This is a genomic window from Anoxybacillus sp. B2M1 (assembly GCF_001634265.1).
Classification (GTDB): domain Bacteria; phylum Bacillota; class Bacilli; order Bacillales; family Anoxybacillaceae; genus Anoxybacteroides; species Anoxybacteroides rupiense.
Genome location: NZ_CP015435.1, coordinates 2877361 through 2896856, shown reverse-complemented (window position 1 = coordinate 2896856; position 19496 = coordinate 2877361). Strand labels below are relative to the sequence as shown.

Sequence of the window (19496 nt, the reverse complement as noted above, 5' to 3'; positions counted from 1 at the left end):
AGAAAAAGGAAGAAATATTTTCCGCGCAGGTGAAACCAAAAACGAACGATGCTATACTGTATGGAGAGACTATTCGACAAGCTTGGAGGAGACTTGCAAATATGTTGTCTTATATTAAACGATTGGTCAATTACGATGAACGGAGACTGAAAAGCTATCAGCAAATCGTTTCTCGCATTAACGAACTGGAACACGAGATTTCTCGTTTATCTGATGAAGAATTAAAAGCCAAAACGCCTTATTTTAAGCGATCGCTACAGGATGGCAAAACGGTGTTTGACATTCAAGCGGAAGCGTTTGCGGTCGTGCGCGAGGCCGGCAAACGCGTGCTGGGCATGCGCCATTTTGATGTACAGCTGATCGGCGGTTTAGTGCTTGCGGAAGGAAACATCGCCGAAATGCCGACAGGTGAAGGAAAAACGCTCGTCGCTTCATTGCCAAGCTATTTGCGCGCACTGGAAGGAAAGGGCGTTCACGTGATTACGGTGAACGAATATTTGGCGAAGCGCGACCGCGAGCTGATCGGCCAAATTCATGAATTTTTAGGGCTTTCGGTCGGATTGAATCTGCCGATGATGGATGGGGAAGAAAAGAAAAAAGCCTATCGCGCCGATATTACATACGGAATCGGCAGCGAGTTCGGTTTCGATTATTTGCGCGATAATATGGTCTACGATGTGTCACAGCGGGTGCAGCGTCCCTTTCATTACGCGATAATTGATGAAATCGACAGCGTGCTGATCGACGAAGCGAAGACACCTCTTATCATCGCCGGCAAAACGGAGACGAGCTCGCAATTAAGCTATTTATGCGCGCGCATCGTGAAATCGTTGGAACGAGATGTCGATTACTATTTCGACGAAGAAACGAAGGCGACGAATTTAACCGAAGAAGGCATCGCCAAAATTGAACGAGGATTCGGCATCGACAATCTTTACGATTTGCAGCATCAAACGCTGTATCATTATATCATTCAGGCGCTCAGGGCCCATGTCCTGTTCCACCGCGACATCGACTATATCGTCAAGGATGGAAAAATCCTTTTGATCGATATGTTCACCGGACGGCCAATGGAAGGACGCAGCTTAAGCAATGGATTGCATCAGGCGATCGAAGCGAAGGAAGGACTGGAGCTCACGGAAGAAAATAAAACGCAAGCATCGATCACGATCCAAAATTATTTCCGGCTTTACCCGGTGTTATCCGGCATGACGGGAACAGCCAAAACGGAAGAAAAAGAATTCCAAACGTTATACGGCATGGACGTCGTGCAAATTCCGACGAATAAACCGGTTATCCGCGTCGATGAACCGGATCGCGTCTTTATGACCATCGAGCAAAAATATACCGCCGTCGCCAAAGAAGTGAAGCGCGTTCACGAAACGGGACAGCCGGTTTTGATTGGGACGACTTCTATTTTGCAGTCGGAAAAAGTAGCGGAATATTTGCGAAAGGAACATTTGCCGTTTCAATTGTTAAATGCGAAAACGATTGAGCAGGAAGTGCAAATGATTTCATTAGCCGGACAGAAAGGGCAAATTACGATTGCGACGAATATGGCTGGACGCGGAACGGATATTATGCTTGGAGAAGGGGTCGCGGAATTGGGTGGCTTGTTCGTGCTCGGAACGGAGCGGCATGAGTCGCGGCGCATTGACAACCAGCTGAAAGGGCGGGCTGGGCGTCAGGGCGATCCGGGACGGTCACAATTTTTCATTTCTCTTGAGGATGACATGTTCCGCCGGTTTGCCAAAGAAGAGGTCGAAAAGCTGCAGAAGAAGCTGAAAACGGACGAACATGGCCTGATTCTCGACAAGGATATTCATGCGTTTGTCGATCGCGTGCAACGCATTTGTGAGGGCAGCAGCTTCTCCATTCGCGAATACAATCTCAAGCTTGATGATGTGTTGAACGATCAGCGCAGCACGATCTATACATTGCGAAATCAAGCGCTGGAAACAGAGGATTCGCTCTCGATTGCCGTCCGTATGCTTCGCTCCTATATTCCATATGAAATTGAACAAATGTGTCCAATGGAAGTCGATCCAGAGGAGTGGAACATGCAACAGCTAGCGGCGCAGCTGCGGGAGCTCGTTCCGACATCTCAGCTGCAATGGAACGCTCCTGCTGATGATGTGGAAGAAGTGAAACAAACCGCTAACGAAGCGGCGGAAGCCTATATTGAAACACTTCAGCTGTTTGAAAGTGATCGCGGGCTGCACCAGCAATTGAAGGCGTTCCTTCTTTCCACGATTGACCATCATTGGCTCAACCATCTCGACGCGATGGAGCGTCTGAAAGAGGGCATTGGGCTGCGCTATTATAGCCAAGAGGATCCGATTCGCCAGTTTCAACGGGAAGGATATGAATTATTTGTGCATATGTATCGGCAAATTGAGCGTGATGCTTGCCGCCAGCTGGCTTACTATGTGTCTGATAAAATCCAAACAAACGGGGGACAATAAACATGCTGTCATTTTTTCGAAAAGGAAAATCTAAACAAGACGGATTGGATACGGTCGTCGATTCCAGCGAGCTGTTCGACACCGACGAAACCTCTTCGGCCGATCAAGACATTCATCCGCAGCTTTCCATTCATCCATCCTGGTCGATCAGTGCCGAAGAGCGCTATTATTATCAATTTTTAAACAATGAGCAGCAGCCGCTCAAGGAAAACCAGATTTCCCTGTCCGGCATTGAATTAAAGCAGACGGAAAAAGGATATGTCGTTACCGCATTTGTGCGCAGCAGCTTGGCAAAAGCCATCTCCTTTTCCGACACTACGCTGCTCTTGATCGGACCGAACGGGGAAATGCTGGCGCGCAAAACCTTTCCGCTCGCGGAGCTGGGCGAGCTGCCGCCGCATAGCAGCCGGCCTTGGAAATTCTTTTTCGAGCGCGAGACGCTGCGGGTAGCCGAACTGCCGGCGGTCGACTGGAAAATCGCCTTCGAACTGCGCAAACCAACCGCCCACTCTCTTGATTTATCGGAGAGCTGGGAGAAAAGCTTGGCTGATGAGGATAAAGAAAAACTGCGAACGCTCGTCCAGTCGATTCAACCGCCAAAGCCGGGAGAGATCAATTTCATGGGTCTGCAAATTCAACAGGCTGAAAACGGTGATATCCATGCAACGCTGCTCATTCGCAACGGCAGCGATAAAAACATCCGAATCCAGCAGCTGCCATTGCAAGTGGAGGATGCGGCAGGAGATCTTGTCGCCCAAGGAGCGTTTACGCTCCAAGAGTTTGAAGTAAAAGCCAATACAAGCAAGCCGTGGACCTTTATTTTTCCTAAGGCGCTTGTCGTCAAGGAAAATCCGGATTTCCGCGCATGGAAGGTCATCGTTCCTTCCGGCCAATAAACGCAGAAAAAAACCACCTAAAAAGCAGGTGGTTTTTTTTCTGAGGCTACCAACCGAGGTCCTTGCATTATATTGCTACAGAAGGAAATAATATATTTCTTTCAAGTATATTTTACCATCGGTAGTTTTATATAACAATTGTTTTTTCAAATGTTTTGTTTTCTTTCGATTCCACCGGACACAAGCGCATAGCCAATCATTAGTAAAAACACTAAATCAAGCAAGCCTGTATGGATGGAAATCATAAAAATCGTCGTGATGAACGCATACGGAATAATGGAATACGACTTAAATCCAGACTGCTTCATTTGATTGTACAGCATGGATAAAATGATTCCATATAGCGCAAATCCGATGATAATCGCGATATAACCGCCTTCCACATAAAACTGTCCAAGCAAGGTCGGCGTCGTGGTGCGCCCAGGACGGGTGACATATTTTCCTGTTTCCACTGTAATCGAATTGACCATTTCCGTAATTTCCATGCGCGGAGACAGCTGCTCTCCCGGCAAAATGGTCGAGAAAATGCCTTTATGGAGCTTGCCGTATAAATAGCCATGCTCATCTGTATATTCCATTAATTTGCTTAATACAATTTTCCCGGTGACGCTGGCTTCCGTTAATCCGCGCACCCACTTAGGCGTTTCATTGATCTTGCGGACAAGCATTAAATCGCGGTTCATTTCTTTCTCGCTTAATTCCACATCCGGCCCTTCATGCGTATTAAATTGCTTCGTCTGGTCTTCTGTCACCATGCGGAAAAAGCCGAAAAGCGACAAGGCAAGCCCGACGACAAATAAAAAAGCCAGCAACCAAGAGATCTTAATTCGTTTGATCGTATAGTGGATGACGATTAAACATGTAAAGCAAATGATCGCAATCGGTGTGCGATACCCCATCAGCACCAATAGACAAAGAATCAAAAACAGCACGAACGCATAAATCTGCTTTCGTCTGCGCGTCAGCTCTTTTTCTTTGACAACGCGGTCACAAATTAAAAACAACACCGCGAACCATAAGAAAGAGCTTAAAAAGTTCAGCTTCGGATCTAAGTGGCGGCGGACCGACTCATCAGCGATCCCCACTTGGCCGGTAAACAACATAATCATATAGCTGACAAGCCCGATCAATCCGAGCACATACAAGAAGTAAGTCGTTTTTCCCCGCAGAAATTTCAAGCCGAAGGAAGGGAACGACCAGTTTCGCCTCTGCACGAAATAGACGGCGGCTAAATAAGACGCCAGTCCGACTAAAATGGGCCATAGAACATTTTTTTTCACTTCAAAATACTCTATTTTCCCAAAATCAAATAAACTAACAAAAAAATACAAGATTAAGATAAACGGAAAGAAAAAATAAGGAGAAAACGTATCAATCTTGTTATTCCAATTCTGCAATATTCCTAAACGCTTCATAACGAATTCAGTTTCTACGAATCAGAAACTTGTTTAATCCTCCCTTTCGCTACAATTTCCTTAAATGATTCCACTCGGAAGAGCCAAGCTGCCAGAAAATAAATGACCGCTCCAAGTATAATCATGATGACTAAATACGGAACAACGGAAAGGTGATCCGCATGGAGGCCATGCTTAACAAAGAGAAGAACCGCGCACATCACAAGCGTACTCATCGTGATCTTCGCGTATTCTTTGCCAATGACGTTCAGGCTAAACCCTCCTGCTAGCTTGTACAAAGTCGTAAACGTAATGGCAGAATACACAAATCCGACCAAGGAGGTCGCTAAAGCCAATCCGATCGCTCCGATCACATTCGATAAAATCGCGTTAAAAATCGCGTTGGCGATGATGGATACCACGCCGGCCCGCAGGATGTAATGGCCCTTTTCAAGCGTATAAAACCCTTTGGCAATGACGGCTTGGATGCTATAAAACAGCACCGATCCCGTGAAAAAGATCGCATATTCGCTTGTCTGGGCGGTCGCAGCGGCGGTAAATGCTCCCCGTTCATAGACGACCTGCACCAATTCCCTCATCAGCACAATCATTCCAGCAATGGTCGGAGCAAGCAGCAAAAACATATAGTTCAGCCCTTTTTCAATTCCCGTTCGAAACAGCTGCATGTCCTCTTTTACTTTCGCTTCCGCAAGCAATGGGAAGACGAGCGTGGCAATGGTCACGCCAAAAATCGCCTGTGGAATATTCACAAGCCGGAACGCATAGTTTAAGTTAGAAACAACCCCTTCTCCAAGTCTTGCGGAAAATAACGTGTCGATAAATAAATTAATCTGGCCGACAGCAATCGTCAGACCGATCGGCAAAAATACCTTATAGAAGGACAAGATTTCCCGCCAATCCGCCGGCTGACTCCACATTAAAAAACGGCGCGGCCTTAAGTACACCAATTTGATGATGAACGAAAGCACGGTGCCGACAAAATAGCCAAACGGAACGGAATAAATCCCCATTTGCCGATACAATAAAATGGCTCCACCAATCGTGCATAATACGACAATCGTTTGTGAAAATGTTGAAAACGAAAACTTCTTTTGTGAATCAAAATAGCCTTCATAGACTGCGTTCACACCGACAAGCGCTACCGATAGAAAGTAAATGACAGCTGTCCAAACGGCAATCTCCGCCCCATGTCCTGTAAAGCTTGGGTAAAGCCAGCGAATAAGGAGCGGTGAAAGAACCGCTCCGCATACAGCGATCACCGAAGAAATCCAAAAGGTCCCTTTGACGACATTCGTTAAATGAGAAAAGCCTTTTCCTAGCTTTTCATATTTATAATAACTAGGCAAAAAGGCATCCTTCATTCCTGTCAACATAAACAAAATAATGGCATTAGGGATCGTCATGGCAGCAATATACGCGTCGACGACATAGGAATCGCCGAATAAATGAGCGATGGCGATATCGCGCAGCATGCTCGAAAATTTCAAAAAAAATGTAGACAGTAAAAACAAGATGCTCGCTACTCGTAACTTTGACATACAATCCCTTCTACTCTCTAATGGCTTTAATTAGAAATTTCGGAAGGACAAGCTGTCGTTTCCAACGCCAAGGCTCCTTCACCAGACGATAGAACCATTCCATCCCTAATTTTTGGAATAGTAACGGAGCCCTTTTCAAACGGCCCGATACGACATCAAACGATCCGCCCACCCCTTGGTACACTTTAGGGGCGAGCGAATCCATATGCTTCACAATCCAGTATTCCTGCGCCGGGCTCCCCAACGCTACAAATAAAATATCTGGATTGGACGCATTAATCGCGTTGACAATCACATTTTCGTTCTTTTCGTATCCGTGCATCGTGCCGACAATTTGAATGCCAGGAAACCGCTCCTCCAGCTTTTTCTTCGCCTCATCAGCCACCCCAGGTTTGGCGCCATATAAAAAGACCTTTTTCCCATGGAGGGCGGCTTCTTTACAAAGGCGCATCATCATATCAATACCTGTGACACGGGAGCGGATTTTCCCTCCTTTCATCATCGAGGCTAAAATCACACCAATGCCATCAGGAATTTGATAGGTCGCCTTATTCAAAAGGTCGCGAAGCTCCATGTCTTCTTGCGCCTTCATAATTTTTTCCGGATTAATCGCCACAATAAAAGACTTGCGGTTATGGTTTATATCCTCTAACAGCTTCGCAGCCAGCTGATCATACGTATCTGTACAAACATCAATCCCTAAAAACTTTTCTTTCATATTGTAATCACCTAATTAGAAAAGGTATGCTTTTCATACTTGGAGCGGTGTTTGGCATCTCCGAGCACATGCACGTCAAATCCGTTTTCCTCCCAGAGGCCGCGCTCGATACAATGTTTTGTATCAAAAATAATGGACGTGCGCATGTGAGCGCCTACTTGCTCAGGCTGCAAATATTTAAACTCTTGATGGTCTGTTAAAATAACGATCATATCGGCATGCGCCACCGCTTGTTCCAGCTCCTGCGTCTGCTGGCTTAACTGATTCTCCTTAATATGCGGGTCATACGCTGTGTAGTCGATTCCCAGCTGCTCTAAATGATGGATGACCTCCAGCGATGGACTTTCGCGCATATCGTCCACATTTCCTTTGAACGCCAATCCGAACACTGCCACTCGGCCGTGCTTAATTCCTTTTTCATTTAAAATTTGCTTAATTTTCAAAGCGGTGTATTCTGGCATGCTGTCGTTCGTCTGACGGGAAAGGTGAATCATTTTCGCTAATTCCGGCTGCAATTCTACTAGGAACCATGGATCGACTGCGATGCAATGGCCGCCAACGCCGGGCCCTGGAAAATGGATATTGACGCGCGGATGAAAATTGGCTAAGCGAATCGCCTCCCACACATCAATGCCAATTTTTTCGCTGATTTTCGCTAGTTCATTGGCAAAAGCAATGTTGACATCACGATACGTATTTTCCATGACCTTTACCATTTCGGCCGTTGTCGCATCGGTTAAATGGATCGTTCCTTTTACGAATGTTTTGTATAATTCAGCTGTTAAACGGCTTGATTCTTCATTGATGCCGCCGATAATGCGGTCGTTATTGGTTAATTCCTCAAAAATTCTCCCTGGAATGACGCGTTCAGGGGAATGGGAAACATAAAGCTCTGTGCCGATTTCTAAACCCGTTTCCCGTAAAATCGGCAGCATGACATCCTCTACCGTGCGCGGCGGTACCGTTGATTCCAGCACGACCAAATTTCCGGAGCGGACATAAGGAACGATCGACTGAGTAGCAGCGCGAACATAATCTAAATTCGCTGTTTTATCTGGATTAATCGGAGAAGGAACGGCAATGATGAATACATCGGCTTCTTCCGGTGTTGTCGAAACCGTCAATTTTCCGCTGTCTATCGCTTGATTAAGACGCTCTTGCAATCCATTTTCTTCAATATGCAATTGTTTTTTCTGAATCATGCTGACTGCTTTTTCGTTAATATCAACACCATGTACCTGCAAGCCATGATTGGCAAACATGACGGCTGTTGGAAGTCCAATATATCCTAATCCAATGACACAAATTTTTTTGCTCATACGAAGTCTTTCTCCTTTACTGAAGTACCTTTTTTACAATCAAACTTTATTATAACAAAAAACAAACTGCGATTATATATTTGTAACGAATTTTAAACATTTGCGGCGTTGTCCTATCCTCTGCTGCCCTCCATAGAAGGAGCCTGCACAATCGGCCTTCTTCCAATCGAGATATAGGTGAGCGGAAATCTTTCCGCTTCTTTGATATCGTAACAGTTCCGGCCATCAAAAATGACTGGATCCTTCATTTTTTCCACATAAAGTGAAAACGGCAGCGCTTTGATTTCCTCCCACTCGGTCGCAATAAAGGCAATTTCTTGGCCGCACAGCGCCTCAGCAGCAGATGACGCATAAACCACTTGATCTCCAAGTATAGCTTTAGCTTTTTCCATTGCAATCGGATCATACACGGTGACTTGTGCCTGATCGGCAAGCAATCGATGGATGAAAACAAGCGAGGCAGCCTCGCGAATGTCATCTGTGTTAGGCTTAAAGGAAAGCCCAAGAACCGCTACTTTTTTTCCTGCAAGTGAACCGAATAATTCTTTCGCTTTTGTATATAATAATAACTGCTGTTTATTATTGACGTGAATGACCGCTTCAAGCAGGTCAAACTGATACTGGAGATTTCCCGCCAGCTGCACAAGCGCTTTTGTATCTTTTGGAAAGCATGAGCCTCCGTAGCCGATGCCGGCTTTTAGAAAATGCGGCCCGATCCGGTGATCCTGCCCAATTCCATAAGCAACATCATCAATATTGGCGCCAACCTTTTCGCAAATATTGGCGATTTCATTAATGAAGCTGATTTTCGTCGCCAAAAATGCGTTGGCGGCATATTTAATCATTTCTGCGCTGCGAATATCGGTATGAATAATCGGGATGCCGAACGGTTTGTTAATATCCGCGATCACGGTTGCAGCTTCAGGATCATTGGCGCCGATGACAATGCGGTCGCCGTGAAACATGTCGTAAATAGCGGAGCCTTCCCGCAAAAATTCCGGGTTGGAAACAACGGTAATATCCGCTTCCGCCGCTTTATGTTCATGAATCATCCTTTGAATGCGATCATTCGTACCGACCGGAACGGTGCTTTTGATGACAACAATCGCTCGTTTGCGAACATAACGGCTAATAGCCAACGCCGCTTCTTCCACATAGGTCAAATCAGCGGAGCCATCCTCTTTTTCTGGCGTGCCAACAGCAATATAAATAATATCAGCTTGTCCATACGCCATTTCTTCATCCGCTGTAAAAAAAAGCCGACCTTGCTCCATGTTTTTTCTCATTAATGCGTCTAAACCAGGTTCGTATATCGGCGAGATTCCTTGCTTCATCATTTGCACTTTCGGCTCATCAATATCATAACAAATCACATCATGTCCGATTTCTGCAAGACAAACCCCCGTAACAAGGCCTACATATCCTGTACCTGTAACAGTGATTTTCACACTATGTTCCTCCTACGATGACATCATCTCATATCCCTCATTCTATAATAACCAAAGGGGAAAAGAAAGCAAATACATGTCATCCGCATACCCCATCCATTATTTTACTTTTAAAAACCCTCTCTGAAACAAAGGTTACAGGAAAATGAAAAATCCGCTATCTATCATTTTCCACAAAAAAAAGCTACAGCCATTATAGCTATAGCATATGCGTTGGGCGGCTTGCCGGTTCATCCTTTGACTGACACTGCGATATCTAAATGCTCCTGCCAAAATCGAGTGGATTAAAAATAGATGGCTCCTCATCGTTCCTAGTCCTGACTGTGACGTGAAGAAATAGGTGCTCTAAAGCATTCTCTTGTTACACGCGCTGCTTTTTCTTTTCTTGAAGCTGTTCAATATAGTAGTTGGCTTCCGCCTTGCAAGAAACGGGAATATCCTCTATTTGCAGCTCTTTTGTCAACTGCTCGATGGTTTGCAACTGCTCTTCAGTCGGCTTTTCTGATAGGACTTTTTCCATGATTTCATTAATTTTCGCGGCTAATTCTTGATGAAAGGACGGGCTTTGCTTTATTTCTTCATCTAATGAATGGAACCAAGCTGCTTGTTTTTCAATATATTGCCGCCAGTGCTGCATAAAGACGGCCGGATCAAACTGTTCTTCCTGCCACTGAATTTGATTCATATATTTTTCAAAAACGAAAGCAATGGAACGGGAAATGCTAATTTTTGTTCCATGAGGAAGATTTTTTAGCATAAAGAAAAAACCTCCAAAATTTTTTTGTGCTGTCACATGATTGTATATATAGCCTTACCAATCGAAATGATTTCCAAGCGGCAACGGCCTCTTTCGATCGTTGCTTGCCAATGAATGACGAATTTGTTTATTACTTTGTACATAAACAACGAAAAATATCCCCGCACCATGGTCTCGCTCGACACGGATGCGGGAATGGCTGGCTTAACAGCTGAACGGCTGTGGAGGCTGATTCGTTCTTCCGAAATGATAAAGAATCGCTTGGACAATCCGTTCGGACGCTTTTCCATCTCCATAAGGATTGGCCGCTTTGGCCATCCGTTCATAGGCCGCTGGATCGTTCAGCAGCTCAAACGCCATTTGATAAATCGTTTCCTCGCTTGTGCCAGCCAGCTTTAACGTTCCAGCTGCGATTCCTTCCGGGCGCTCGGTCGTATCGCGAAGCACAAGCACAGGCACTCCAAGAGACGGCGCTTCCTCCTGCACCCCTCCGGAGTCTGTTAAAATCAAGAACGAGCGTGCCGCAAAATTATGAAAATCGACGACGCCTAAAGGTTCAATCAAATGAATGCGGTCATCTTGGCCGAGAATCTCGTTCGCCACTTCCCGGACGGCAGGATTTAAATGAACAGGATAGACGACTTGAATATCATCATGCTCTTGCACTAACCGTTTAATCGCGCGGAACATATTTCGCATCGGCTCTCCTAAGTTTTCCCGGCGGTGGGCCGTCAGCAAAATCATCCGGCTTCCATTCATCCGCTTCAGCACAGGGTGGTCGTAATCGTTGCTCACCGTTGTTTTCAGCGCATCAATGGCGGTATTGCCTGTAATAAAAATGGAATCGCGTTTTTTATTTTCGCTCACTAAATTGTCATGCGCCTGTTGGGTCGGTGCAAAATGAAGATCAGCCATGACTCCTGTCAGCTGGCGGTTCATTTCTTCTGGAAACGGTGAATATTTGTTCCATGTCCGCAGTCCCGCCTCCACATGCCCTACGGCAATTTGATTATAAAACGCCGCAAGGCTTGCGACAAACGTAGTGGTTGTATCGCCATGCACAAGCACTAAATCCGGCTTGACTTCCTTCATGACTTGATCCAACCCAGAAAGCGCCCGGACGGTAATATCGGCGAGCGTCTGGCGGTCCTTCATAATATTCAAATCGTGGTCTGGCGTAATTCGGAACACGTCCAATACTTGATCAAGCATTTGACGATGTTGTGCCGTTACGGTCACAATTGATTGTATATATTGGTCATGTTTTTCTAATTCTAATACAAGAGGCGCCATTTTGATCGCTTCTGGCCGCGTCCCAAAAATGGTCATCACTTTTAATTTTTGCTTCATATTTTCACCTACAATATTGATGGCTATAAAAAGTCTGTTCCTATTCTAACATGTGCGTTCGGCAATGAAAAGTTGATTTTTACTCAATCTTTGCCAAGGAAAATACGTCCATAACCCTTGCTTCTTTCCAAAATAGAGACATGACGTCGAACAAAGGAGATACACATGAAAACGAAACAGCGAAAATGGCTATGGGTGATCGGAATAACAATGGTTCTCGCCCTCGCTGGTATTGGCGCATATGCTTATTCTATTTATTCCAACGTCAAACATACGGCACAACAAATTTATGAACCCGTTACACCAATCGCTCCCAAAAAACGCACAAAGCCTGTGTCATTAAAAAGGCAAACCCCGATTTCTTTTTTATTGATTGGTGTAGATGAGCGCAAGGGCGACCGTGGTCGAGCGGATTCGCTTATCGTTTTGACCGTCAATCCAAATGAAAAATCCATTAAGCTGCTCAGCATCCCGCGCGATACGAGAGTCGAAATGGTCGGAAAAGGGAAAATGGATAAAATAAACCATTCTTACGCATTCGGCGGTGTCAATATGACCATTGCTACCGTTGAAAAGTTTCTTGATATTCCTATTGATTATTATATGAAAGTCAATATGGAAAGTTTTAAAGATATCGTGGATGCCGTCGGCGGAGTCACTGTAGATAATCCCTTTGCCTTTACATATGACGGCGTGACATTTCCAAAGGGAGAAGTGGCTCTTAATGGAGATAAAGCGTTGAAGTATGCCCGCATGCGCTATGATGATCCTCGCGGCGATTTTGGTCGTGAGGATCGACAAAAACAAATCATTGAAGCCGTGATTCAAAAAGGAGCCAGCCTTTCTTCATTCGTCTATTACGACGACATGCTGGCGGCTATTGCCAAGCATGTCAAAACGAATTTAACACTCGCACAGATGAGAGATATTCAAGAGAGGTACAAAGAGGCACGCCAGCATATGCAGCAGCTCCATTTACAAGGAACCGGAACAAAAATAAATGGCATTTTTTATGTGCTTATTTCTGAAAAAGAGCGGTTGGCCGTGTCGAATGCATTAAAAACCCATTTGGAAGTGAAGCAGCAAAGGAGCGGCTGATGCGATCAGCCGCTCTAAACGGTTGACAAAAGCTTTCATCCCGCGCTCCACTGCCTTCCTTGTCTGCCAACCATTTTCAAGCCCGTCCATTACCAGCTTAAAATCGTCGGATTACCAATACCGCTTCGCTCCCACATAGCAAGAGCTCCAATAAGAATTGCTAAATGAGCTGATCGTTACTCCGGTAGAGCTGCCGCTATGAAGAAATTGATTGTTGCCGATATAGATTCCTACATGGGAAACCGTATTGCCTTCCGTTTTGAAAAAGACCATATCGCCAACAGAAGGAGAGGAAACACTAGTGCCCGCGTTCCACATCGTAGCGACCGTTCGCGGCACCTTGACGCCTTGCTGCTGGAATAAGTAATAAATAAGCCCGCTGCAATCAAAGCCTTGCTCCGGGGTTTGTCCTCCCCATACATATGGCTTGCCCAACAATAAAGCGGCATCCGCTACCAGCTCAATCGGATCGACCTTCTGTACCGAATTTTGGGCCTTGAGCCGTTGATAGGTCGTATCATCAACAATCCCTGTCACTTTTAAGCCGGCATTCTGCTGAAATTGCCTCACTGCATCAGCTGTAATCGTTCCGTAATAGCCGGTAATTTGCGCAGAGGTGACAAGACCAAGCTGGTTTAGCTTCGTCTGCACCTCCTTCACCAAATCGCCGCTGGACCCAATCGTTATGTAGATGGTCACCTGATTGCCGCCCGATGGCGCGGTCTCCTTCGGCTGCGCCGCCTCCCTCAACTTGGTGAGCGTCGCATTGTCCACCGTCCCTGTCGCAGAAAGGCCCGCTTGCTTTTGGAATTTTTTCACCGCGTCAGCCGTGATCGTTCCATAATAGCTTGTAATTTCCGGATAAGTGAAGTGACCGAGCTGCTTCAGCTTCGTCTGCACCTCCTTCACTAAATCGCCGCTGGACCCAATCGTTAAGTAGACAGTCGCCTGATTGCCGCCCGATGGCGCGGTCTCCTTCGGCTGCACCGCTTCCCTCAGCTTGGTGAGCGTCGCATTGTCCACTGTCCCTGTCGCAGAAAGGCCCGCTTGCTTTTGGAATTTTTTCACCGCATCGGCTGTGATCGTTCCGTAATAGCTTGTAATTTCCGGATAAGTGAAATGGCCGAGCCGCTTCAGCTTCGTCTGCACTTCCTTCACCAAATCGCCGCTTGATCCAATCGTTAAGTAGATCGTCGCCTTATTGGCAGAGGACGCCGACGTCTTTGTCTTTGCATTTGCCGCGTCCTTCAGCTTGGTAAGCGTCGTACTGTCCGCTGCCCCTGTCGCGGGAAGCCCTGCTTGCTTTTGGAATTTTTTCACCGCGTCGGCCGTGATCGTTCCGTAATAGCCCGTAATTTCCGAGTAGGTAAACAAGCCGAGCGTTTTTAATTGCTGTTGCAGCATTTTAACCGCTTCACCAGAAGCCCCTTGCTTTAATGCAGGCTGCGGGCTGGATGCGGTCTTTAATTTTGCATACGTTTGATCGTCGACCACCCCTGTGACTGGAAGCTTAACAGAGGATTGGAAATTTTTTACCGCCGTCTCCGTGATCGTTCCATAATAGCCAGTTGCCGTTGGATACGTGAAAAAACCCGCCGCTTTTAACAGCTGCTGCACTTCTTTGACTTTCGCGTCGCTCATGCCGATTTTCAACTGCGCCGCTTTACCTTCTGTAGGCAGCATAAACAGCGCTGAAGCAAATGCCGATGTCATGATGACGTGCCGCGCCTTCCATTGCATTCTGCTCTCCCTCCTTTAACCGTTCGCCATGTCGAAAAAAGGAATCCAGCACTTGAATTCTTTTTTTCGACTGGCGCTAGTTCTAGTATAACGAAACTTTCTTTTTTATTGAAGGAGACTTTTGTTATAATTCTTGTATAAATGACGAGAAAAGCAATTAGTAATGAAAGAATAGAAACGATTCGGGAAAGGATGAGAACAGTTGCTGCAAGCAAACCTGTCGAAAGCGGCGCTGGAGGAAACGGCCCGCCAGCTTCAACGAGAAATAGCCTTTCCTTTGCACGAAGCCGATTTAAAAAAAGGATTGAAGCTTTATCGAGAAGGCTTCGTCTATAACGCTCATTTACTCGATTCTCAAACGGTGCACGCTCACGTATTAGACGAAAAGGTACACCAATTAACGCTTCATTTTACTGATCTTTCACAAGGCCGCTGCGAATGCGGAGCAGCTCCTATATGCTCGCACAGATTGGCGCTCTTTTTTTATTTATACGCAAATGTCGGCCCCGTCGGAGAACTGGTCCGAACGTGGACTCAAAGACAACCATCGATTAAGCTGGCCAAAGCCAGCCAAAGCGGAAAGCCGTCAGGTTCATCGAGCAGTTGGCGGGAACAATTTGAACAGGCTTATCACCGCTTTTTAACTCATTATCGCATGATTGACTATTGGTTCGCCCATCATTTATGCGACCGTTTTTTTCCATCACTGCTCGATAAAGCTCCTGATTTGTCCGTTGAAAAACAGCTTTATCATCTTCACGCTGCACTGTTTACCTTTGAGCAACTGATCGAATATAGCGAACGGTTTCAGCGATATTCCTACCATCGCTCCTATTGGGAAGCAGCCGCTTCTGACTTCGTAAGCGTCATTCACAATAAATGCGCATCTCTTGCCAGCATGTCCATACCAGCAGCCTATTCCACACTGCTGAAAGAAACTCAAGAATATGTGCATTCTCTCTTATTTACCGGTCCAAATTTGCCGGACTTGCGCATTCGCGTGTATCAAACCGTATGGAACATGCTCGTTCAAGGCGGATTATCTACGGAGCATGAGCAAGAGAAGCTGCAGCCGAAGCTAGAGCATCCCTCTTTAAAGAAGGAAAGCCTGATCGCTTTAGCCCATCTCGCCTTTTTGCGCCGTCATGATGGAGAAGCATTCGCGTTTCTCAAACAGTCTGATATGCCGGTTGTTTCGTATTTGCTGTTTTGGCTTCGGGAGCTTTCCCATACTCGACAGTGGACGCGGATGAAGGCGTGGTGGCCGCTGTGCCTAGATGCTGTCGCTTCGCTCGAGACCATCTCTCATCATAATAGAACGCAAATTATCAGAGAAGTGCTCCATCTATTGGAACACTATACAGAGACTACTGGAGATGGAACCTACTACGAGAGGATGCTGCAAAAGCTGCTTCCATATAGCGCCTATGATTACAGCCATTTTCTCATGGCAAGCGGCCAATATAAAAAATGGGTCGATTTGCATCTCATCGCCCATATGGAAATTGAAGATATCCACCGCTCGTTTTTGGCCGAGATCGAAAAGAGCGATCGTTCATTATTGCTGCCGCTTTACCATCACGGCGTACAAAAAATGATTCAAATGAAAAATCGCCAAGCTTATAAACGCGCCGTTAAATATTTAAAAAAGCTGCGCTCCTATTACCGGTCATTGGGCAAATATCATATATGGCTCGAATACCGTGAGCGATTGTTGGCCGAAACGAAGCGGATGCGAGCGTTTTATGAAGAAATGCAGAAAGGAAAGTTGCTGAATGATTAAGACCATTACACTTATGGGACGATGGCTTGATGAGGAAGAAGCTTTTTTCCTCTACAGCAACGTCCCTTTGAATCTTTGGCAAACGATCGCTTTTTCCTGGCATGAGGAAAGCTTTTACGGCACGCTTTTGTCGAGTGCCAAAATAGGCCATGAGGAAGGAGTTTTGCTTTCTCCATGGGAAGCGGCTACTTTTTTTGCACTTTCCCCTGAAAATGAGCTGGCTCCGCTTGAGTGGAGCGAAAGCTTGTCTACTTGGCGACAGTGGGCGCAAGAAATGATGGACGATATTTGCGAAATGCGCCTCATGCCCGATTTTTCCGCATGGAAAAAAGGCGGATTCGGTTGGAAACGGAAGGATGGAGCTGATGAAGATCCCTTTTTAATAAAATGGCGTTCGCTTGCGATTAATGAGTGGATCAGACGCGACCGCGAGCTAAACGAAACATGGGAGGAAATTGTTCGCACCTATCCGCTCACTACCAGCCATATCCCCTATTGGCCCACCAATGAAGACGACTGGCTGTACGAAATTGGCTGGAATGGCCAGCGTCCTCCGTTTATGGTAGCGCTGCGCCTTACCGAGCCGATGGAGGATTTCTCCCATTGGTCTCTAGAAACGGTGCTCGTTGCTCATGATGAAACGGAAGCGCTCGTCTGGCACAAGTCCATGGAGTGGCCAGATGGATGGCGGGAACACGAACAAGCCATTCAACGCGCCCATCGCCTCTGGATGAAAGTCGTACCTTGGCTTGCTGATGAAAACGGCGGGCTTTTGGTTGATTTGGATGATGAACAAGCATGGCGCTTTTTATCGGAGGCAAGCGAACAGCTCGTAGAAGCCGGCGTGCGCATTTTATTGCCTTCTTGGTGGGAAGCGGTCAAACAGACACGCCTCACGCTAAAAGCAAAAGTGAAGTCTTCTCCATCATCCAATCCGTCACGATTAGGACTGGATGCACTTGTCGATTTTGATTGGAAAATTGCCACAAACGGTGTGGAGCTTAGTGAAGAGGAGTTCGACCAGCTTGTCGCGCAAAAGCGTCGCCTCATGCAAGTGCACGGACGTTGGATTCAGCTTGATCCTAAGCTGATTCAGCACGTACAGTCTTTAATGAAAAAAGCGCGAGAAGAAGGAGTGGCCATTCGCGACATTCTACAGGAAGCCTTCGTACAACAAACACAAAGCGAAACATCCGAAGAGACCGACGAGCTCCGTCGGTTTGCCATTGAGCTAAATCGCAGTTTTCAAACGCTTGTAAGCAAGCTGACAAACATTGACCGTATTCCATCGGTTTCCATTCCTCATTCATTTAAAGGAACACTGCGGCCATACCAGCAGCGTGGTGTCGACTGGCTGCTCTTTTTGCGCCGCTTTCGTCTTGGCGCTTGTCTGGCAGACGATATGGGGCTTGGTAAAACGGTGCAAATGCTCGCTTACTGGACATACGTGCAGAAGCATGAGGCCAATCAACAGCCGTCTCTGCTCATTTGCCCAACGAGCGTGATCGGTAATTGGCAAAAAGAATGCCAGCGGTTTGCCCCGTCTTTAAACATCTATATTCATCATGGCTCAAACCGCGCAAAGAAAGAAGCGTTCGTTGCCGCGGTCAAGCGGGCCGATCTCGTCCTCACCTCGTACAGCTTGGCTCATCTTGACAGCGACGAGCTAAAATCCATTGAATGGGACACCATCTGTTTAGATGAGGCCCAAAACATTAAGAACGCCGATACGAAACAAGCACGCGCAATTCGAACATTCATCAGCCGTCATAAAATCGCCCTTTCCGGCACGCCGATGGAAAACAGGCTAAGCGAGCTGTGGAGCATTTTTCATTTTATCAATCCCGGTTATTTAGGCAGCCAAAGGCAATTTCAACGCCGCTTTGCCATCCCTATTGAAAAGGAACGGGATGCCCAAAAAGTGGTGGTACTGCAAAATTTGATCCGCCCGTTTTTATTGCGGCGTACGAAAACCGATAAAGCGATCGCTCTTGACCTTCCTGATAAGCTTGAACAAAAAGAATATTGCCCGTTGACGGCCGAACAGGCATCTCTTTATGAAGAGCTTGTTCAGCAGACGCTGGCCGACATCGAAAAAGCAGACCGATTTGAACGGCGCGGCCTTATTTTGCAAATGCTAAACCGTCTGAAACAGCTATGCAACCACCCGGCCCTGTATTTAAAAGAAGCCAATCCGACCAACCTTTTAGCTAGATCCCACAAATTAGAAAAGTTACTGGAGCTGATCGAGCAAATCCGTGAGCGCGGAGAAAGCTGCCTAATTTTTACGCAATATATCGAAATGGGGCGGATGATTCAACAGTTGATCTCTTCCCATTTTCACGAACAAGCGCTCTTTTTAAACGGCAGCGTCCCGAAAGCGGAACGCGACCGCATGATTGAGCAATTTCAACAAGGTGCCTTTCATATGTTCATTTTATCCTTAAAGGCTGGAGGCATCGGATTAAACTTAACCGCAGCCAACCACGTGATCCACTTCGACCGTTGGTGGAATCCCGCTGTCGAAAATCAAGCGACAGACCGCGCTTACCGCATGGGCCAAAAGCGGTTTGTTCATGTTCACAAACTGATTACGGTTGGCACGCTAGAAGAAAAAATCGATGAAATGATTGAGCGCAAGCAAGCGCTGAATAACGAAATTATCCAAAGCGAAGCATGGATCACCGAGCTTTCTAATGAAGAACTACGGGAGCTATTGATTTTGCCAGCCATGGTTCATAAAGGAGCGGAACGATCATGAAAAACACACGGAGAAAGAAAACAAAGGAAGCAAGCAAGCAAACGGCTTGGGAAAAACTGCGTGAGCAAATGGCGAAAAAAATAGCCAGCCGCCAGCAAACAAACAGCAGCCTCAGATGATCGATTTCATTTTTGCGCCGCATGGATATCGTTCATTCATCCACACGAACAACGGGGGCATGAAATATGATATAGTATATGGATAAGAT

The 19496-nt window shown here is 46.3% G+C and carries 14 protein-coding genes; 6 read left to right on the top strand and 8 right to left on the bottom strand.

What is annotated here, in order from left to right; genetic code table 11:
- Window positions 1-101: 101 nt before the first annotated feature.
- Window positions 102-2465, top strand: a complete 2364-nt coding sequence (secA2, locus tag GFC28_RS14095; RefSeq protein WP_044742438.1) for an accessory Sec system translocase SecA2 — start codon at window positions 102-104, stop codon at window positions 2463-2465.
- 2 nt (window positions 2466-2467) lie between these two features.
- On the top strand, window positions 2468-3361 hold the full coding sequence (locus GFC28_RS14090; RefSeq protein WP_044742437.1) for an accessory Sec system S-layer assembly protein: 894 nt from the start codon (window positions 2468-2470) through the stop codon (window positions 3359-3361).
- Window positions 3362-3507: 146 nt separating this feature from the next.
- Here the strand turns inward: GFC28_RS14090 and GFC28_RS14085 are convergent, their stop codons facing one another.
- The 7 genes from GFC28_RS14085 to wecB all read right to left on the bottom strand — a co-directional run bounded on the left by GFC28_RS14085 (window position 3508) and on the right by wecB (window position 11906).
- Window positions 3508-4776, bottom strand: coding sequence for an oligosaccharide repeat unit polymerase (locus tag GFC28_RS14085; protein WP_044742436.1), 1269 nt, complete (start codon window positions 4774-4776; stop codon window positions 3508-3510).
- A 14-nt stretch (window positions 4777-4790) separates the two neighbouring features.
- Complete coding sequence (gene murJ / locus GFC28_RS14080) at window positions 4791-6314, bottom strand: murein biosynthesis integral membrane protein MurJ (RefSeq protein ID WP_044742435.1); 1524 nt, start codon at window positions 6312-6314, stop codon at window positions 4791-4793.
- A gap of 10 nt (window positions 6315-6324) precedes the next feature.
- Window positions 6325-7032, bottom strand: a complete 708-nt coding sequence (locus GFC28_RS14075) for a WecB/TagA/CpsF family glycosyltransferase (protein ID WP_044742434.1) — start codon at window positions 7030-7032, stop codon at window positions 6325-6327.
- Window positions 7033-7043: 11 nt separating this feature from the next.
- Window positions 7044-8351 carry a nucleotide sugar dehydrogenase gene (locus tag GFC28_RS14070; protein ID WP_044742433.1) on the bottom strand — a complete coding sequence of 436 codons (1308 nt, stop codon included), beginning with the start codon at window positions 8349-8351 and terminating at the stop codon, window positions 7044-7046.
- Window positions 8352-8464: 113 nt separating this feature from the next.
- Window positions 8465-9799: a UDP-glucose dehydrogenase family protein gene (locus GFC28_RS14065; protein WP_044742432.1), complete on the bottom strand. Its 1335-nt coding sequence runs from the start codon at window positions 9797-9799 to the stop codon at window positions 8465-8467.
- A gap of 361 nt (window positions 9800-10160) precedes the next feature.
- Window positions 10161-10556, bottom strand: a complete 396-nt coding sequence (locus GFC28_RS14060; protein WP_044742431.1) for a hypothetical protein — start codon at window positions 10554-10556, stop codon at window positions 10161-10163.
- Between the two features lie 204 nt (window positions 10557-10760).
- Window positions 10761-11906 carry a non-hydrolyzing UDP-N-acetylglucosamine 2-epimerase gene (gene wecB, locus GFC28_RS14055; RefSeq protein ID WP_044742430.1) on the bottom strand — a complete coding sequence of 382 codons (1146 nt, stop codon included), beginning with the start codon at window positions 11904-11906 and terminating at the stop codon, window positions 10761-10763.
- Window positions 11907-12071: 165 nt separating this feature from the next.
- Here wecB and tagU point away from each other — a divergent pair, with 165 nt between their 5' ends.
- The gene (gene tagU, locus GFC28_RS14050) at window positions 12072-13004 is read left to right on the top strand and encodes a polyisoprenyl-teichoic acid--peptidoglycan teichoic acid transferase TagU (protein WP_044742429.1); all 933 of its coding nucleotides are present in this window, start codon (window positions 12072-12074) and stop codon (window positions 13002-13004) included.
- A 111-nt stretch (window positions 13005-13115) separates the two neighbouring features.
- Here tagU and GFC28_RS14045 read toward each other — a convergent pair whose 3' ends face one another.
- The gene (locus GFC28_RS14045) at window positions 13116-14744 is read right to left on the bottom strand and encodes a C40 family peptidase (protein ID WP_052660931.1); all 1629 of its coding nucleotides are present in this window, start codon (window positions 14742-14744) and stop codon (window positions 13116-13118) included.
- A 202-nt stretch (window positions 14745-14946) separates the two neighbouring features.
- Here GFC28_RS14045 and GFC28_RS14040 point away from each other — a divergent pair, with 202 nt between their 5' ends.
- Genes GFC28_RS14040 through GFC28_RS20000 form a run of 3 tightly spaced genes read left to right on the top strand, consistent with a single transcriptional unit; the run spans window position 14947 to window position 19407 of the window.
- Window positions 14947-16527: a hypothetical protein gene (locus GFC28_RS14040; protein ID WP_044742428.1), complete on the top strand. Its 1581-nt coding sequence runs from the start codon at window positions 14947-14949 to the stop codon at window positions 16525-16527.
- A complete protein-coding gene (locus GFC28_RS14035; RefSeq protein ID WP_044742427.1) occupies window positions 16520-19288 on the top strand; it encodes a DEAD/DEAH box helicase in 2769 nt (922 codons plus the stop codon). Before GFC28_RS14040 ends, GFC28_RS14035 begins: the two co-directional genes overlap by 8 nt.
- Window positions 19285-19407 carry a hypothetical protein gene (locus GFC28_RS20000; protein ID WP_255363044.1) on the top strand — a complete coding sequence of 41 codons (123 nt, stop codon included), beginning with the start codon at window positions 19285-19287 and terminating at the stop codon, window positions 19405-19407. Before GFC28_RS14035 ends, GFC28_RS20000 begins: the two co-directional genes overlap by 4 nt.
- The last annotated feature ends 89 nt before the right edge of the window (window positions 19408-19496 follow it).

Bases quoted from the DNA above. Each gene is read 5' to 3' on its own strand.
- secA2 (WP_044742438.1), top strand. From the start codon at position 102: ATGTTGTCTTATATTAAACGATTGGTCAATTACGATGAACGGAGACTG.
- GFC28_RS14090 (WP_044742437.1), top strand. From the start codon at position 2,468: ATGCTGTCATTTTTTCGAAAAGGAAAATCTAAACAAGACGGATTGGAT.
- GFC28_RS14085 (WP_044742436.1), bottom strand. From the start codon at position 4,776: ATGAAGCGTTTAGGAATATTGCAGAATTGGAATAACAAGATTGATACG.
- murJ (WP_044742435.1), bottom strand. From the start codon at position 6,314: ATGTCAAAGTTACGAGTAGCGAGCATCTTGTTTTTACTGTCTACATTT.
- GFC28_RS14075 (WP_044742434.1), bottom strand. From the start codon at position 7,032: ATGAAAGAAAAGTTTTTAGGGATTGATGTTTGTACAGATACGTATGAT.
- GFC28_RS14070 (WP_044742433.1), bottom strand. From the start codon at position 8,351: ATGAGCAAAAAAATTTGTGTCATTGGATTAGGATATATTGGACTTCCA.
- GFC28_RS14060 (WP_044742431.1), bottom strand. From the start codon at position 10,556: ATGCTAAAAAATCTTCCTCATGGAACAAAAATTAGCATTTCCCGTTCC.
- wecB (WP_044742430.1), bottom strand. From the start codon at position 11,906: ATGAAGCAAAAATTAAAAGTGATGACCATTTTTGGGACGCGGCCAGAA.
- tagU (WP_044742429.1), top strand. From the start codon at position 12,072: ATGAAAACGAAACAGCGAAAATGGCTATGGGTGATCGGAATAACAATG.
- GFC28_RS14045 (WP_052660931.1), bottom strand. From the start codon at position 14,744: ATGCAATGGAAGGCGCGGCACGTCATCATGACATCGGCATTTGCTTCA.
- GFC28_RS14035 (WP_044742427.1), top strand. From the start codon at position 16,520: ATGATTAAGACCATTACACTTATGGGACGATGGCTTGATGAGGAAGAA.
- GFC28_RS20000 (WP_255363044.1), top strand. From the start codon at position 19,285: ATGAAAAACACACGGAGAAAGAAAACAAAGGAAGCAAGCAAGCAAACG.